Source organism: Kribbella turkmenica (genome assembly GCF_004348725.1).
Classification (GTDB): domain Bacteria; phylum Actinomycetota; class Actinomycetes; order Propionibacteriales; family Kribbellaceae; genus Kribbella; species Kribbella turkmenica.
In genome coordinates this window covers 1-15,463 of sequence record NZ_SMKR01000035.1, presented here as the reverse complement: position 1 = coordinate 15,463, position 15,463 = coordinate 1, and the positions used below count along the sequence as shown (strand labels likewise).

Genomic DNA, 15,463 nt, shown 5'->3' with positions numbered 1-15,463 from the left:
CGTCCTCACCTGGTGCGTCCGGCCGTTTCAGCTCGCGAGGCGCCAGTACTGCGCGTTCGCGGTGGCCTCGATGCGCCAGGGCGGCGGGGTGGTCGGATAGACGCGGGTGCTGAGGACTCGGCCTGAGCTCGTGAAGATTTCGAGGACCGAGCCGTCGAGGAAGATGCGGGCGGCCGGGCCGCCTGAGGTCGGGTCGAAGGCTTCGATCACCTGCATGCGGCCGCCGTGAGCGTGGTTGTCGAGGCTGGCGTGGGTGCGGTCTATCGTGACGGTGTCTGTGTCGAGTTCGACGACCAGGCGTTCCTGGTCGCCGAAGTGGAGGATCACCTGCCCGGGCCCCTCGGGTACGGCGATCTCGCACTGCGGGCCGGTGGAGACGCCGTCGGCGGGTGAGCCGGGACCGGCGCGCAGTGTGTCGACGGTCGGTACCGGTGTACTGCGGAGCGATCCGTCGGGGCCGAGGTGGACGACGCGGGGGAGTGAGATCACCCCGGCCCAGTCGTCCGTCCAGCCAAGGCGGTCGCGGCCTTCGGTCAGCCAGCCGAACAGGAGCGGGCCGAAACGGCTGTCCCGGAGGGCGGAGGCCGCGTAGAAGTTCGTGCCGTGGTCGACGCGCTGCGGCGTCACGCGGACGTCGACGTCGAACGACAGCACCTCGGCGGGGCCGCGCTCCGGTGACCAGGACGCGACGACGGCGATCCGGCGGCCGTCGAGCGTGAGCACCTGTGGGCACTCCCAGGCGGCGCCGGTGTCCTCTCCGGCGGCGATCCCGCGGGGCAGCTCGGCGAGCGGGCCCTCGTACGTCCAATGCTCCAGATCGGCCGAACGGTACAGCGCGATGCTCGCGCCGCGGTCGGCGAACCCGGCACCGACGGCCAGCCACCACGTGTCGTTCTCCCTCCAGACGAAGGGATCGCGGAACATGAGGGCCTGCTCCGGATCCGGCACGACCTGGCGCGCGGGCCCGAACGTCATCCCGCCGTCGTCCGAGACGGCCGTGAGCACCGACTGGTACGGGCGCCCCTCGACGTTCCCGGAGTAGAAGGCGCGGACCCGGTTGTCGTCGAGGACCGTGTTGCCGGACCAGCAGCCGTCGGTGTCCGGTCCACCGGGTTGTGGGGCCATCGCGGGCCGGTGCAGCGTCCAGCGCACGTAGTCGGGCGAGGTCGCGTGCCCCCACTCGACCGGCATCTGCAGGTCGAGCGTCGGCCGCGACTGGAAGTACAGGTGAACGTCGTCACCGACTTCGATCGGCCCGTTCGGGTCGTTGAGGTACCCGCGCGGCGGCCGGATGTGGAACGCGGGGCGCAGATGCGCGACCGCGGCGGCCGACCGGGCTGCCGTCTGGGCTTGTGACTGGGTCTGGGTCACCGTGATGCTCCTGCCGTGATGCCTGCGATGAAGTACCTCTGGGCGATGATGAACAGGACGACGCTCGGCAGGATCGCCAGTACGACGCCGGCCAGTACGACCGAGATCGAGCCGGTGCCGAGGTTCCCCTGCAGGCCGACCAGTCCGAGCGGCAGTGTGAAGTTCTCCTGCGACTGCAGGAAGATCAGCGGCCGGTAGAACTCCGCCCAGAAGCCGGAGAAGTTCAGGATCGCGAGCGTGGCGATCGCCGGGGCGGCCATCTTGGCGTAGATCAGCAGGAAGGTGTGGAAGTGGCCGGCGCCGTCGATCCGCGCCGCCTCGCCGAGCTCCTTGGGCATCTGCAGGAAGTACTGGCGCATGAGGAAGGTGCCGAATGCGCTGCCGAGGGCGGAGACCACCAGCGACAACGGACTGTCCGACAGGCCGAGGTACCGGATGATCACGAACACCGGGATGATGATCGTCTGCAGCGGCACCATCATCGTGGCGAGGAAGATCCCGAAGATGACCGAGCGCCCCGGGAAGCTGACCATCGCGAACGCGTACCCCGACAGCGTGCAGGTGATCGTCTGGCCGACCACGATCAGGCCGGTGACGATCACGCTGTTCAGGAAGAACCGGCCGATCGGGATCCGGTCGAAGACCGCGCTGTAGTTGGAGAAGTCCGGGTGCAGCGGGATCCACTGCGGTGGGTTGCCGAACGCCTCGGCCGGCGTCCGCAGCGACGTGGTGACCGTCCACAGCAACGGGCCGAGGGCAACCATCGCGGCGATCACCAGCACCACGAGGCCGGTCACCCGGCCGATCCGGGCGAGGGTTCCGGTGGAGCGGATCATCGGTAGAACACCAGCTTTCGTGCCGCGAGGAACTGCAGCCCGGTGATCACCAGGATCGCCGCCAGCAGCACGATCGCGATCGCCGAGCCGTACCCGAACTGCAGGTTCTGGAAGCCCTTCTGGTACATCGAGATCGTCACCGTCGTGGTCGCCGACCCCGGGCCGCCCTTGGTCATGATGTACGGCTGGTCGAACAGCTGCATCGCGTTGATCAGGGCGACGACCGCGGCGAACAGGATGGTCGGGCTGATCAACGGGACCTTGATCCGGAACAGCGTCCGCAATGGCCCGGCCCCGTCGATCTGCGCGGCCTCGAGGACGTCGGTGGGCACCGACATCAACGAGGCGACGAACAGGACGAACGTGAACCCGACCTGCTGCCACACCGCGATCAGGACGATCGTCGTGGCCGCCGCGAATCCGCTGGTCAGCCACGGCACGTTCGGTATGCCGAGCAGCCCGAGGTAGTAGTTCACGACGCCGAACTTGTAGTCGAACAGGTAGCCCATGAAGATCGACACGGCCGCCGTCGAGGCGAGCAGCGGCAGGTAGAAGGCCGTACGGAACGCCGTCCGGACCCAGATGAGCCTGCGCTGGTTGACCAGGACCGCCAGCCCGAGGCCGAGGACCAGCTGCAGTACGACGATCGCGACGGCCATCCCGAGCGTCACGCCGAACGACTTGAGCACCGGCCCGTCGTGCAGCAATCGCTGGTAGTTCTCCAGCCCGACGAACTCCGGTGTCGAGATCACGTCCCAGGAGAAGAACGACAGCCCCAGCGACGCGACGATCGGGATCGCGGTGAAGACCGCCACGAACAGCACCGACAGCGCGATCATCGCGAACCCGAACGGGGCCTCGCCGTGCGCGGCCGGATGCCGGTGCCGCTTCACGACCGTGTTCCGTACCTCCGCGGTGACGACAGCCATCAGCCAGCCCCCGCCGCCTTCTCGAGGTCGGACTGCAACCCGTCGAGCGCAGCCTTCGCCTTACCGGACGAGATCGCCTCGGTGGTCCGCTGGTTCAGCGCCGTCGCGAGCGCGTTGTAGTACGGCGGTGCCGGAATCGGCGCGGTGTCGGGGTGTTCGGTCAGCGTGTCGTAGAAGACCGACCAGTGCTTCGGCCCCGTCTTCGCGTACCGCGCTGCCGTCACCAGGGACTTGCGGCCGGGCGTGGTGACGTTGCCGGGGAACACCAGGTCGAAGGAGTCCGGCTTGACCAGCAGCTTCAGGACCTCCCAGGCCAGGTCCTTCTTCTTCGACGACTTGAAGATCGCGTATCCTCCGGCGCCGAACAGGTGCCGCTGACTCTTCCACCTCGGGAACATCGTGACGTCGAAGCTGCCGTTCTTCATCCCGGCGTTGGTCAGGCCGCCGGCCCAGAACCCGCCACCGATCGACATCCCGATCCGGTTGGACGCGAACAGCCCCTGCAGCGTGCCGCCACCGCCGACATCGGGCGACGGCGAGAGCCCCTTCCTGGTCAGCTCGATCATGTAGTCGAGCGCCTCGACCGTGGCCTCGGAGTTCGCCGTCGGCGCGCCCCACTTCCAGCCGCCCTTGCGGCCGGCGGCGGCAGCGTCGCCGGCGTACGCCTTGCTCCACAGCCAGTCGCCGCCGTCGTACTTGCCCTCCTCGAGCAGGTTGGCGTTGTTGGCGTACATGAACGACGTCCAGCTGCCCCACAACCGGACCACCCAGCCGAAGGCGTTGATGCCCTGGAACCTGGCGATCCTGGTCGCCGCCGTCTCGAAGTCGTCGAGGGTCCAGTCCGGGGTCGGCGGTACGACGCCCGCGCGCTGGAAGAGGCCCGTGCTGTAGAACATGTTGCCGGCGTTGAAGCTGTCCGGCAGCTCCCACAGGTGGCCCTGGTACATCATCGACTCGACCAGCGCCGGGTGGATGTCGGCGAAGTACTCCTTGAGCGCGTCGAGGTCTCTGGTGACGTAATCGTCGAGCGGAATCGCCAGCTCCTTCGAGGCCATCAGCTGCAGGCCCTCGGTGGCGACGCTGATGATGTCCGGCGGCGTGCCGGCGGCGATCTGGGTCAGCACCTTGGCGAGGAAGTCGTTCCAGTCCGTGCCGTTGATGGCGGAGATCTCGAACTTCATGCCCGGGTCGAGCCTGCTGATCTGCGGCTGCAACCGGTTCTGCAGTTGGGTCGCCTGCGCCTGCTCGCCGAAGTACAGCATCTTCAGCGACTTCGACGAGCCGCTGCTGTCGTTGCTGCACGCGGCCAGGTCGGCGAGCGCGGCCAGGCCGAGACCACCGGCTCCGGCTCTCAGCAGGGTGCGGCGGGTGAACGAACCACCGGGGGGATGGATACCTGTCATGGGAATGCCTCCTTGACCCCTCAGGCGGCCCGGCGCGCCGCCCAATACGTATTGAGCCGGGACGGTAGCAGTGCTGTACGGTGAGGCGCAATACGTATTGGGCCTCGTTGTGATAGAAGATGGCGACGGCGGAGACGCCGTGCACCGTGAAGGGGAACCATGGCGAAGCAGCCGGCCGGCCGGCCGAAACGCGTCACGATGACCGACGTCGCTCGTCGCGCGGGGGTGTCGCAGCCGACCGTCTCGTTCGTGCTCAACGACCGCCGCGACGTCGCGGTGGCCGAGGAGACCAGGCGGCGCGTGCTGGAGGCCGCCGCCGAGCTCGACTTCGTCCCGAACCGGGCGGCTCAGCTGCTGCGGTCCAACAGGTCGTTCACGGTCGGCGTCGTGACCAGCGGGATCGTCTCGCAGCCGTACGCCGGCTTGATCGTGCTCGGCCTGCAACAGGTGGTCCAGCCCGCGGGGTACGTGTGCATGGTCGTGGACACGACCGGCGATCCGGAGCAGGGCGACAGCGCGGTGGCGAGTCTGGTCGGTCAGGGCGTCGCGGCGATCGTGTACGCGTCGCTGTCACCGAAGCCGCTGCACCGCAGCCCCCGCCTGGACGGGATCCGGACGATCTTCGTCAACTGCTGGCCCGAGGAGGGCCACGCCGACACGATCCTGCTGGCCGACGAGTACGCCGGTGGCCGCGCCGCGGCGGCGTCGGTGTTCGAGCGGGGGCATCGCGAGGTCGCCTTCCTCGGCGGCATGCGCAACGATTACGCCTGCAAGGAACGCCGACGTGGGTTCGACGACGCCGCACGGGCGGCCGGGCTGCGTCCCGCCGATCTGGTGCACCGGTACGGCAACTACCAGATCGGATCCGGTTACGACCTGGCGACCGAGGTCGTGGTCGAGCACGGGTCGACCGCGCTGGTCTGCGGCAACGACCGGATGGCGATCGGCGCGATGCTCGCCCTGCACGCGCTCGGGCTGGACTGCCCGGGCGACGTCAGCATCGTCGGCTTCGACGACCAGCCGGACGTCGCGGATCAGGTCCGGCCCGGGTTGACGACCGCCGCGCTGCCGCACCTGATGCTCGGCCGCCGAGCCGGTGAACTGGTGCTGGCGGCGCCCGACGACGCACCGGAGCGGGTGATCGTCGACTGCGAGCTGATCGAACGCGAGTCGGTCGGCGATCCACCACGCCGGCTCCCGCGACCGAAGGTCAGGCCGAGGTGATCCACTGGCGGCCCGTGTCGGGCTTCGTCGGTGACGTGATCCCGTTCAGCCACGCAGAGCGGATCTGGTTGTTCTACCTGTTGGACGAGCGACCCGGGGATCCGACGGACGGTGCGAGCGGTATGCCGTGGGCGCTGGTGTCCACCACCGACTTCGTGCACTTCACCGACCACGGCGTCGTACTGCAGGCCGGGGATCGTGATGCCGAGGACTTCGACTGCTACACGGGCAGTGTGGTTACGGACGGCTCGCGGCTGCACCTCTTCTACACCGGGCACAACCCGCGGCGCGGGGACGCGGACGGTGCCTTCCAGGTCGTCTGCCACGCGGTCAGTGACGGCGATCCGACGGAGTGGACGAAGCTGCCTGCGCACACCTTCGGGGCGCCGGCTGGGTACATGCCGCAGGACTGGCGGGATCCGTTCGTGTACCGGACTGCGCCCGACGAGCCGTGGCAGATGGTGCTGGCCGCTCGGTACACCGATTCGCCCGCTCGTCGGCGTGGTGTGGTCGCGCGGTTGACGTCGACCGATCTTGAACAGTGGGAGCTCGCGGATCCGTTGTGGGAGCCGCACCGGTTCATCACGCAGGAGTGCCCGGACGTGTTCCGGTGGGGCGACTGGTGGTACCTGGTGTACTCCGAGTTCACCGACGCGTTCCAGACGCGGTACCGGATCGCACGCGGGCCGGACGGTCCATGGCTAGCGCCGAGGCGGGACACCGTCGACGGTCGGGCGTTCTACGCGGCCAAGTCCGTCGAGCACGCGGGTCGACGGTTCTTCATCGGCTGGATCCCCACGAAACAAGGGGATTGCGATGCCGGTTCGTGGCAGTGGGCCGGCGATCTCGCCGTACTCGAAGCGCGGCAGGAGGATGACGGCACCCTCGCGTTCGGCCTTCCTGCGGAGATCCTCGCGGCCTTTTCGGATGCGGAGCAGGTGAAGCTGGCGGCGGTCGACGGTGCGGCCACAAAGCCCGGGGAGGGAGCGGTCGACCGGTACGCCGCATGGATCGGGGACCCGGTGCCTGAACGATGCCTGATCACGGTGAGGGCCGACGTGGAGGCCGGCACGCAGGCATTCGGCGTGTTGCTGCACGCCGGTGCGGACGGTGAGGACGGGACCGTCGTACGACTGGAGCCGCAGCGAGGCCGGATCGTGCTCGACCGGTGGCCGCGCGGCCGAACCGGTCCGGCGCAGTGGCAGGTGGATGGCGACGTGCCGTACGCGGTGGAGCTGGAGCGTGCGTGTCCATTGCCGCCCGGCGTGCATACCGTGCAGGTGCTGCTGGACGGGACGACCGGGCAGGTGGTGGTCGACGACCGCGTCGCGCTGAGTTTCCGAAGGTACGAGCCAGGTGCCTGCCGGCCGGGCCTGTTCGCCACCGACGGCGGCTTCACTCTGGCTTCGCTTACAGTGGCCCGGTAGCCAATCCGGGAGGGCATTGCCGGGCGACCCGGTCCGAGCCGAAGTGGGCTGGCTACCTTCTCTGCACTCGTCAAGGTGGTGCTGCTCTGGACGGCCGGACGGCTGTTGGTTCGACATGCCTGGCTTGGTGCTCTTCGGCGCCGGCCCGATGCCGGCCGCAGCGCGGCTGGACCATCCCGGCGCGCGATGGCGACGGGGGGTCGGCGATGCTGTGGGCATGAAGTACGTGTCCAGAGTGCCACGACCGCCGCTGGACGGGCTGATCGACGACCTCTACTTCCTGGAGGGTGAGCGGCCGTACGCCCGGCTGACGCTGCCGCCCGCGCCGTCGGCATTGCTCATCGTCAACCTCGGGGCGCCGTTCCGCATCCGCGGCGGCACCGACAGCGAGACGGCCGGGTACGCCGACGGCTGCGTGGCCACCACGCCCACCCGCGCGTGGGAGTTCGGCTACCCACTCCGGACCCGGTCAGTCGGCGTGCACTTCAAGCCGTGGGGACTGGCGCCGTTCCTGCCGATGCCTGCCGCCGAGCTGTGTGACCGGCCGGCCACGGTAGAGCAGGTCTGGGGCCGGCCCGCCGTGGCCGAGCTGCGAGACCGGCTGGCCACGGCGAACGGACCGCACGAGATGCTGACGCTGCTCGAGGAGGAACTGATGCGACGGCTGTGCGAGACCGCCGGCCTGGGGCTGGTCCGCCATACGAGCAGCGTCATCGCGGCGAGCAGCGGGGGCGTGGCGATCGGCGACCTGAGCATGGCAGCCGGTGTCAGCAGCACTCACCTGGCACAGCGGTTCAAGGAGCTCATCGGCGTCACGCCGAAGCGGCTGGCCCGCACCCACCGCTTCGCCGCCACCGTGTTCGCGATCGACCCCGCCGGACCGATCGACTGGGGCGACCTCGCCTATGACGCGGGCTACTTCGACCAGGCCCACTTCGGTCACGAGTTCCGGGCGTTCACCGGGCTCACGCCGACCCGGTACGTCGAAGTCCGGCGGCGGTTCCTGCGCGAACATCCCGGCCACGTTTTCGAAGGCTGGCCGCTGCCGGCCGATTGATTTCTTACAAGAGTGACAGCTCGACGACACGCTACTTTGGGGGCCCGATGCAAAGGAGGGCCCCGTGGGCAAGGTGGTCATGTACAGCTCGGTCTCGGTGGACGGCTTCATCGCGGACGGGAACGACATGCCCGGACCGCTGTTCGACTGGTTGTCCAGCGGTGCCGTCTCCTTGGACGAGAGCGGCGAGGTGAAGGTGTCGCAGACCTCCTACGACTACACGCGGCCGTACTGGGACCAGATCGGGGTGACGATCGCCGGCCGCCACGTCTTCGATCTGACGGACGGCTGGGACGGAAAGCCTCCGAGCGGGATCGACCACGTGATCGTCGTGACGCACCGGCCGGAGCCCGAGGGCTGGGACCCCGAGGCGCCGTTCCACTTCGTCGAGGGCGTCGAGGCAGCCGTGGCCAGGGCGCAGGAGCTCGCAGGTGACCGCATGGTCGAGGTCGCCGCCGGCGATGTCGGTGGCCAGGTGCTCGCCGCGGGCCTGATCGACGAGGTGCGCATGGACGTCGTACCCGTGGTCTTCGGGTCCGGCAAACGCTACTTCGGGTCGGTCAACGCGCAGCACCTGTTGGAGGATCCGGACGTGGTGATCCAGGGCAACCGGGTGCTTCACCTGCGCTATCGGGTGCGCCGTTGACCGATCTGAGCGGGTGGCTGCGCAGCGCCCCGAACAGTGCGTCCGCTGCGTCGTCCGGGGTCGCTCGCCCTGTCGGCCGAGGCACCCTCTGCCGGTAGGTCGTACCTCGGTGCGCTCCGCCGCTCCCACGCCTCCGGCAGAGAAAGTGGCGGGCGCTGGGGCGTGGAAAATGCCAGGATCCCAGCATGGTCGCGCGCGCGTTGAGCTTCGGGGCGGTAGCGGAGGCGTACGAACGGTTCCGGCCGGGATATCCCGTGGAGCTCCTCGATCTGGTGATGGCGTACGCCGGCCGGCCGATCCGGACCGCCCTCGAGATCGGCGCCGGGACAGGTAAGGCGACGCGCCTGTTCGCGCAGGGAGGGATCGCGGTCACGGCGACGGACCCTGACGCCGCCATGCTCGCGGAGCTGCGCAAACGTCTGCCGGCCAACGTCACCACCGTGCAAGCCGCGTTCGAGGACCTGGTGACGGAATCGTCGTACGAGCTGGTGTATTCGGCTGCCGCGCTCCATTGGACCAGGCCCGAAGGCGGTGGGCCCGCATGGCCGCGCTCGTCCAGCCGGGTGGCGTGTTCGCCTCGTTCGGTGTACCGATTCAGCTGGCCGACCCGGCCCTCAAGGAGGCCGCGCGTGCGGCACGTGCGCCGTACCTGGAGGAGGACGGCGTCCCGTCGCCCGATGGCACACCCTCCACGGATCGTCCGATGGAATGGCCCGGCACGGAGCTGCAGCAATCCGAGTGGTTCACCGAGGTCCGGCAGTCGGTGATCGAACGGCGTCTGACGATGAGCGCCCGCGACTACGTCGGACAACTCTCGACGGTCTCGGCGTACGTGATGCTGCCGCCCGCCGACCGAGACGAGGTCTTTCGCCGAATCCTCCGGGTCCTTCCCGCAACGGTGGAAATCAACGCCGAGATCACCGCCCACCTCGCCCGCCGCCACCACTAGTGCCTCGCCCGGAAACGTTGGGGTCGTAACTGTTGACGAGCGTGGTCGCGTGGTGGGTGCCTGGGCCGATCCTCCGACACCTGATGGGACTGGAACATCTGGTCGGATGTCCCCAGTCCCGATTTGCTGTCCGCGGTTGGGGGATCCGGGGTGATGTGTGCAGTTCGACAGGAGGTGTCCGGCGATCGAGCCGGATTGCTGGTCTGCTCAGGCGTTTGTCGTGGGGCAGTGGGCGCATACGTCCTGTCGGACTGCAGCCAACGCGGGTTACGACCTCAACGTTTCTGGACGCGGCACTAGCACTCAACCCCGCACCAACGAAGGCAGTGCGGATTCGGCTGTCGCAGCATCCATGTCGCGAGGGTTGGAAGTGCTACCAGTGTCGCCATGGACTGCGCTACGCGCAGCTTCCGAGGGAGTGAGCGGTCAGTCGCCGTTGAGTGGGGGAGTGGCCCAGGGGACGCCCGTTGAGCGGAAGTAGACCGGGGCAGTGTGGACGTTCGGCACCTTGCCGAGGCTCTGGATCACGGTCGCCGTGCCGTTCGCGTGACCGACGGCATACAGATAGGCCGACGACGTGTGCTTGTCGATCCCGAGCAGCAGAGTGCCGTACTGGCCGCAGCGCTCGGCGATCAGGGTGTCGAAGGCCTGCCAGGTGGAGGCACGAACCCTCGTCACGATCGGCTTCATCGGGTTCGTGACCGGGATCCGGATCGTGTAGAGCGCTCCGCCGCGGGTGTTCGCGAGGAAGGTGTCGTAGGTCCGCGTCTGGCTGATCAGAGCCATGGTCTTGACCGCCGCGAAGCCCGGGTAGGTCCCGGCCGCGACCCAACCCTTGTCGCTGATCCGCCAGCGGGCGAGCGCTCCGTCGCTGCGCAGCCCGTACTCGTGCCTGCGCGCGACCGCCCCGGGCTTCGCGCCTTCGTCGTACCGGGACTCCTCGAAGAAGGTGAAGCTGTCCCAGCCGCCGCCGACTCTCCCCAGGTGCACCGACTCGTCCGCTGCGTACTGCTCCCAGGACGCCGCGTACATCGTCGAGCCGATGACCACCTTGCCCTGGTGCAGCATTGAGTAGGGGATCAGCGACTCGCTCATCCAGGAGCCGCTCAACCGGGTCATACCGGGGGCGAACTTGTCGGGAGCCTGGCTCGTCACGCCGGCCGTCGGCGGGGTGGTGGCCTTGATGCGCTGGCCCTGGTGCGCGCCGGTCGCGCTGATGGAGTTCAGCGACAGCTCACAGACGGCGCTCGCCCGGGCGCGTGTCGCTGCCGCGCCGGGCGCCGGGATCGTGACCAGGCCGAGGACCATCGAGGCCAGCCCCAGTGCCAGTGGAAATCGCTTCTTGTCCATGACGCCCTTTCGTCTCGGCTTGTCGAGACGCTTGATGCGGTCGGGGCCGGAGAAGTTGCCGCCGGCGTTCCCGGGTGAGGCGCGGCCTTCGTCCATCGCGGCGGGGCCGTCGGCGTCGGCTCGCAGATCTTCTCAGGTGGTGCTGTCGGTTCAGCCGAGGAGCGTCTCGAGTCTGGGGCGAAGCTCCGCGTCCTCGCCGTCGACGTCGACCAGCTTGTCCCGGCTGGTCCTGCCGCGCACCAGCGTCACGGCCGCGCGCCGTACGCCGAACGCCGCTGCGACCGCCTCCAGGACCGCCTTCGTCGCCTGCCCCTCCACCGCACGGGCTGCCACTGCGACCACCAGGGCCGGGCCCGCCGCACCGTCGTACCGGCCGCCGACGGCGGTTCGGGAGGCGCCCGGTTTGACGCGCAGCAAAATCCTCATGACCCGATTCTCGCCTGCCGCCGGCGACCACGTGTCGAGCCGATGGTGCACGGCCTCGGGGACCGCAACGATTCGGATACGGAGGCAGGCCACTGCTTGGCGGGCCGTGGCATCGACCGTGAAGCTCAGGCCGTGTGGACAGTCCACGGGCAGCGGCTGGTCAGTGCCGCGCTGTTGGTCGGGGTCCTCGGGTGCACGGCGCTCGGGTGCAGGTCGTCGACGCCCGAACCCGGGCGGGCGCGGCAGGTGTCACCGCCTGCGTCGCCGCAGCCGTCGACCACGCACGCAGGTGGGCTCATTGCCTTCGTCTCCGATCGCGAGGGCGCCGACGCGCTGTACGTGATGCAGGCGGACGGCTCGAACGTGCGTCGGCTGACCGAGTCGCTCCCGGCGGTCTCGCACCCCGCCTGGTCGGCGGACGGGCGACGGCTTGCGTTCAACGCGGGGTCGCCGACAGCAAGCGACCTCTACCTGATCTTCCCCGACGGAACGGGGCTGACGCAGATCACCCGCGACGCGGCCGCGAACTTCTACCCGACGTGGTCACCGGACGGACGTCGACTGGCCTTCAGCTCCAACAGGGACGGAGACTGGGACGTCTTCGTACTGAACGCCGACGGTTCGAACGTCCGGCAACTGGTGAACTCCCCGGGGCTGGACGACAAGCCGCAATGGTCCCCGGATGGTTCGCGGATCGGCTTCGCCACCACGCGCAGCGGTGCGCCCGAGCTTCGCTCGGTCGACCCTGACACCGGACTCGAACAGCCGCTCCTTCCGCAGCCGGTCCGCGGCTTGAACCCGGCCTGGTCGGCCGACGGCTCGCGGTTGGCCTACAACAGCGTGACGTCGGCCGGCTTCGACATCCAGGTGATCGCCGCGGACGGCACCGGGCAGCGCTCGGTGGTGGCCGAGACGGCGTCGGAGGAACGGCCGCGGTGGTCTCCGGACGGCCGGTCACTCGCGTACTACTCGGACGCGAAGGGATCCTGGGACGTCTATGTCGTCGACGTCGAGACCGGCACGAGCCGCGCTCTGACGCAGTCACCGGGGTTCGACGGCCAGCCCGCGTGGCAACCGCCGGGGAGCCAGGTCACTCCCGGCTCCTGATAGCCCGCATTCTCGGCGGAACAGACAGGACCCGGAGACTGACTAGTTCTGACCTGGGTGCCAATCTGGGGCGGTTGGCCCTTTCTCGGCAGCACGAGACGCGTCAGGATTGAATCGTGACCGGTACGAGCTTCTTGCGGAACCACTGGACGCCATCGCGTGGCCGGCGATGGTCGCGTGCGCTGAGGATCTGAGTACCTCGGCGAACTCCGACAGCCACCATCCACGGGTTGCCCACGGATGGTGGCTGTCGCGCTGACCACCTGCCGTCGGTGATCCGTCCGACTCCCTGGTCGCAGTGATGCCAGACCTGACAAGCCCTTCCAACAGCATGAAGAAGAGGACACAGCGATGCTCGATCCCGTCGTCGACAAAGGTCAGCTGACCGAGACCGACCGCTTCATCTTCGAGTCGTGGGGCTACTTCCTCATCCCCAACGTCCTGACCAGGGACGAGGCCGCCGAGGCGTACGACGTCTCGCAGCGTCTGCACCGCGATCGCGACCGTCAGTTCGGGCAGATCGGCCGGACGTACGAGAGCGAGCCGGTTCTCGAGCGGCTCATCGACCATCCTGACGTTCTTCCCAAGGTGCAGGGTCTGCTCGGCGACCGGTTCGTCCTGCAGGCCGGCTGGAACACGATGCAGCCCGCGCACGCGGGGAACGGCCGGTGGCACCAGGACGGATCGTCCGCCTTCGACTTCAAGGACCTGGGCTTCCCGGTTCCCCTGCTTCAGCTCCGCGTGTCGTATCTGCTCACCGATCAGACGGTGCCCGGCATGGGCAACATGGAACTGATCCCCGGCAGCCACCGCTCGCGGGTCGGTCTGCCTGAGGCGATCCGTGCGAACAACGATGACATCGCGATCGGCCATGTCGTGTGTGCCGAGGCCGGGGCCGCTCTGGTGTTCCACAACGGCGTCTGGCATCGAACCTTCCGCCACGACGGCGACCACGACCGCTTCACCACGCACTACGTCTACAGCCCACCGTGGGTCCGCATGGCCGACCGTTTCAGCAACGACCCCGAGTTCCTCGAGCGCACGACGCCCTTGAGGCGTGCCCTGATGGGGGAGTTCGCCAGGCCGGACGCCCCGTTCGGCGCCAACTACGACCCGCTCCCGATCTGACGTAGGGATCCGCTTCGCCGACACCGACCTGGAGGTATCCGAGCGGGTCACGACGACCCGCATGGCCGGCGGTGCGCCACTGATCCTTCGGCCGCGCGCATCACCCAGCCGGTACGAGATTCGCGCCGGCAGGGTCGTGTCATCTGAGGGTGATGATGGTCCTGCCGCGGGTGGGTTCGGTGAAGGCGGCGGGGGTGCCTGTCAGGTCTTCGGTGGCGGTGACGAGTGGTGTGAGGCGTCCTCGGTGGAGGCGAGTGGCCAACTGTGCCAGCCGGTCGCGGTTGGGCTCGACGACGAAGAAGATCGCCCGGCCGTCGGGCGGGTGGATGGTCGGCGGATCGGCGATGGTGACGAGGGTGCCGCCCGGGCGTAGCAGCTTGGTCGAACGGTCGCGGATCTCGCCGCCGATCACGTCGAGTACGACGTCGACCTCGCCGATGTCCTCGAGGTGGTCGCGGTCGAGATCGAGGAACTCGTGGACGCCCAGGGTGCCGGCCAGGTCCCGGTCGGAGGCTCGGCCGGTGCCGACGATGTGGGCTCCGGTCTCGCCGGCCAGTTGTACGGCGACCGAGCCGACGGAGCCGCCGACGCCGTGGACGAGGACGGATTGGCCCGCCTGCAGGTGAGCGTGGTCGACCAGCGCCTGCCAGGCCGTCAGCCCGGAGATCGGCAACGCGGCGGCGGCGACGTGGTCGATGCCGGCGGGCAGCGGAGCGAGGTTGCGGGCCTCGACGGCGACGTACTCGGCGAGCGAACCGTTGCGAGTCCAATCGGCCAGCCCGAAGACCCGCTGTCCGACCGTGAGACCGGTGGTGCCGTAGCCGAGCTCGACGACGACACCGGACAGTTCGTGGCCGGGCACGCTCGGGGTGCGGTCGTGGCCGGCGCGGTCGGTCCAGGTCCCGGGCCAGTCCAGTTCGCCGCGGGTGAAGCCGGCGGCGTGGACCTCGACGATGACGTCGTTCTCGGCGGCGTGGGGGTAGGGCAACTCGGTCAGGGACAGCCCGTAGCCTTCGGCCTCGCGGTCCCGGACGGTGATGGCACGCATGAAGATCCTTGCGGTGGTCAGTGTGATGGGTTCGATCCGACCTTACGCAGCCGTGGCCCACGATCCGTGGGCCATTCAGTCGCGGTTTCGATGGGCCACTTCGGCGGGCGATGGGAGCCGGGCCGCGGGTATGTGCGCCGTGACACGGTCCCGGCCGCGGTGCCGCATGTGAGAGGAGATTTCCATACCGCTCTAGACCATCGCCGTCTCCTCGAACAGGATGGGCGTATGGCTGACCAGCGCCCACTGACCATTTCAGTCATGCTCGCTGTCGAGGACGTCCCGGTTGCCGTCGATTGGTACCGTCGCGCGATGGGGGCCGAGCTGCAATGGGACCTCGGGTCGGTGGCCGGACTACGAGTGTCCGGCGCCCCGCTCCTGCTCGGTCAGCCGGGAAACAACGGCTGGGCGGCTCCGGCGGAACTGGGAACGACGTCCACCCGGATCGAGGTGTTCGTCGCGGACCCTGATGCGTTCGTGCGTCGCGCGCTCGCCGCAGGGGCGACAGCCGTCGATCCGATCGAGATTCACTCCATGCCGTGGGGTCCGCACAGGCAAGGCA

General features: G+C 68.8%; 15 protein-coding genes and 1 pseudogene. 9 read left to right on the top strand and 7 right to left on the bottom strand.

The window, feature by feature from the left end; all coding sequences use genetic code 11:
* Window positions 1-27: 27 nt before the first annotated feature.
* Genes E1218_RS10740 through E1218_RS10725 form a run of 4 tightly spaced genes read right to left on the bottom strand, consistent with a single transcriptional unit; the run spans window position 28 to window position 4,539 of the window.
* A complete protein-coding gene (locus E1218_RS10740; RefSeq protein ID WP_165949225.1) occupies window positions 28-1,371 on the bottom strand; it encodes a glycoside hydrolase family 32 protein in 1,344 nt (447 codons plus the stop codon).
* On the bottom strand, window positions 1,368-2,207 hold the full coding sequence (locus E1218_RS10735) for a carbohydrate ABC transporter permease (RefSeq protein WP_132318823.1): 840 nt from the start codon (window positions 2,205-2,207) through the stop codon (window positions 1,368-1,370). Before E1218_RS10735 ends, E1218_RS10740 begins: the two co-directional genes overlap by 4 nt.
* Entirely contained in the window at window positions 2,204-3,136 is a 933-nt protein-coding gene (locus E1218_RS10730; protein WP_233712146.1) for a carbohydrate ABC transporter permease, read from the bottom strand. Before E1218_RS10730 ends, E1218_RS10735 begins: the two co-directional genes overlap by 4 nt.
* Window positions 3,136-4,539, bottom strand: coding sequence for an ABC transporter substrate-binding protein (locus E1218_RS10725; RefSeq protein ID WP_132318821.1), 1,404 nt, complete (start codon window positions 4,537-4,539; stop codon window positions 3,136-3,138). Before E1218_RS10725 ends, E1218_RS10730 begins: the two co-directional genes overlap by 1 nt.
* A 159-nt stretch (window positions 4,540-4,698) precedes the next feature.
* Here E1218_RS10725 and E1218_RS10720 point away from each other — a divergent pair, with 159 nt between their 5' ends.
* The 6 genes and pseudogenes from E1218_RS10720 (at window position 4,699) to E1218_RS37165 (ending at window position 9,842) form a co-directional block, all read left to right on the top strand.
* A complete protein-coding gene (locus tag E1218_RS10720; RefSeq protein ID WP_132318819.1) occupies window positions 4,699-5,763 on the top strand; it encodes a LacI family DNA-binding transcriptional regulator in 1,065 nt (354 codons plus the stop codon).
* Window positions 5,760-7,190 carry a glycoside hydrolase family 32 protein gene (locus tag E1218_RS10715; RefSeq protein WP_132318817.1) on the top strand — a complete coding sequence of 477 codons (1,431 nt, stop codon included), beginning with the start codon at window positions 5,760-5,762 and terminating at the stop codon, window positions 7,188-7,190. The genes E1218_RS10720 and E1218_RS10715 overlap by 4 nt, the downstream gene beginning before the upstream one ends.
* A gap of 217 nt (window positions 7,191-7,407) precedes the next feature.
* Entirely contained in the window at window positions 7,408-8,247 is an 840-nt protein-coding gene (locus E1218_RS10710; protein ID WP_233712145.1) for a helix-turn-helix domain-containing protein, read from the top strand.
* 64 nt (window positions 8,248-8,311) lie between these two features.
* Entirely contained in the window at window positions 8,312-8,893 is a 582-nt protein-coding gene (locus E1218_RS10705; protein WP_132318815.1) for a dihydrofolate reductase family protein, read from the top strand.
* A gap of 185 nt (window positions 8,894-9,078) precedes the next feature.
* Window positions 9,079-9,357 (top strand): annotated as a pseudogene (locus E1218_RS37170) (class I SAM-dependent methyltransferase); the annotation flags it as partial.
* A 77-nt stretch (window positions 9,358-9,434) separates the two neighbouring features.
* A complete protein-coding gene (locus E1218_RS37165; RefSeq protein ID WP_233712149.1) occupies window positions 9,435-9,842 on the top strand; it encodes a hypothetical protein in 408 nt (135 codons plus the stop codon).
* A gap of 426 nt (window positions 9,843-10,268) precedes the next feature.
* On the opposite strand, the gene E1218_RS10695 is transcribed toward E1218_RS37165, so the two are convergent.
* Both E1218_RS10695 and E1218_RS10690 read right to left on the bottom strand, forming a co-directional pair.
* Window positions 10,269-11,288, bottom strand: a complete 1,020-nt coding sequence (locus tag E1218_RS10695; protein ID WP_233712144.1) for a hypothetical protein — start codon at window positions 11,286-11,288, stop codon at window positions 10,269-10,271.
* A 54-nt stretch (window positions 11,289-11,342) separates the two neighbouring features.
* Window positions 11,343-11,618 (bottom strand): DUF167 domain-containing protein, encoded by a 276-nt coding sequence (locus E1218_RS10690; RefSeq protein ID WP_132318813.1) that lies wholly within the window; start codon window positions 11,616-11,618, stop codon window positions 11,343-11,345.
* A gap of 132 nt (window positions 11,619-11,750) precedes the next feature.
* On the opposite strand from E1218_RS10690, the gene E1218_RS10685 reads away from it, so the two are divergent.
* A complete protein-coding gene (locus E1218_RS10685) occupies window positions 11,751-12,725 on the top strand; it encodes a TolB family protein (protein WP_165949224.1) in 975 nt (324 codons plus the stop codon).
* Between the two features lie 351 nt (window positions 12,726-13,076).
* Window positions 13,077-13,853 (top strand): phytanoyl-CoA dioxygenase family protein, encoded by a 777-nt coding sequence (locus E1218_RS10680; RefSeq protein ID WP_132318809.1) that lies wholly within the window; start codon window positions 13,077-13,079, stop codon window positions 13,851-13,853.
* Window positions 13,854-13,992: 139 nt separating this feature from the next.
* Here the strand turns inward: E1218_RS10680 and E1218_RS10675 are convergent, their stop codons facing one another.
* Entirely contained in the window at window positions 13,993-14,901 is a 909-nt protein-coding gene (locus E1218_RS10675; protein ID WP_132318807.1) for an NADP-dependent oxidoreductase, read from the bottom strand.
* A 261-nt stretch (window positions 14,902-15,162) separates the two neighbouring features.
* Here E1218_RS10675 and E1218_RS10670 point away from each other — a divergent pair.
* A partial coding sequence (locus tag E1218_RS10670; RefSeq protein ID WP_132318805.1) for a VOC family protein occupies window positions 15,163-15,463 on the top strand: 301 nt, incomplete at its 3' end.

Excerpts from the sequence above, each read along its gene's own strand:
- E1218_RS10735 (WP_132318823.1), bottom strand. The coding sequence starts at position 2,207 with ATGATCCGCTCCACCGGAACCCTCGCCCGGATCGGCCGGGTGACCGGC.
- E1218_RS10730 (WP_233712146.1), bottom strand. The coding sequence starts at position 3,136 with ATGGCTGTCGTCACCGCGGAGGTACGGAACACGGTCGTGAAGCGGCAC.
- E1218_RS10725 (WP_132318821.1), bottom strand. The coding sequence starts at position 4,539 with ATGACAGGTATCCATCCCCCCGGTGGTTCGTTCACCCGCCGCACCCTG.
- E1218_RS10720 (WP_132318819.1), top strand. The coding sequence starts at position 4,699 with ATGGCGAAGCAGCCGGCCGGCCGGCCGAAACGCGTCACGATGACCGAC.
- E1218_RS10710 (WP_233712145.1), top strand. The coding sequence starts at position 7,408 with ATGAAGTACGTGTCCAGAGTGCCACGACCGCCGCTGGACGGGCTGATC.
- E1218_RS37165 (WP_233712149.1), top strand. The coding sequence starts at position 9,435 with ATGGCCGCGCTCGTCCAGCCGGGTGGCGTGTTCGCCTCGTTCGGTGTA.
- E1218_RS10695 (WP_233712144.1), bottom strand. The coding sequence starts at position 11,288 with ATGGACGAAGGCCGCGCCTCACCCGGGAACGCCGGCGGCAACTTCTCC.
- E1218_RS10690 (WP_132318813.1), bottom strand. The coding sequence starts at position 11,618 with ATGAGGATTTTGCTGCGCGTCAAACCGGGCGCCTCCCGAACCGCCGTC.
- E1218_RS10680 (WP_132318809.1), top strand. The coding sequence starts at position 13,077 with ATGCTCGATCCCGTCGTCGACAAAGGTCAGCTGACCGAGACCGACCGC.
- E1218_RS10675 (WP_132318807.1), bottom strand. The coding sequence starts at position 14,901 with ATGCGTGCCATCACCGTCCGGGACCGCGAGGCCGAAGGCTACGGGCTG.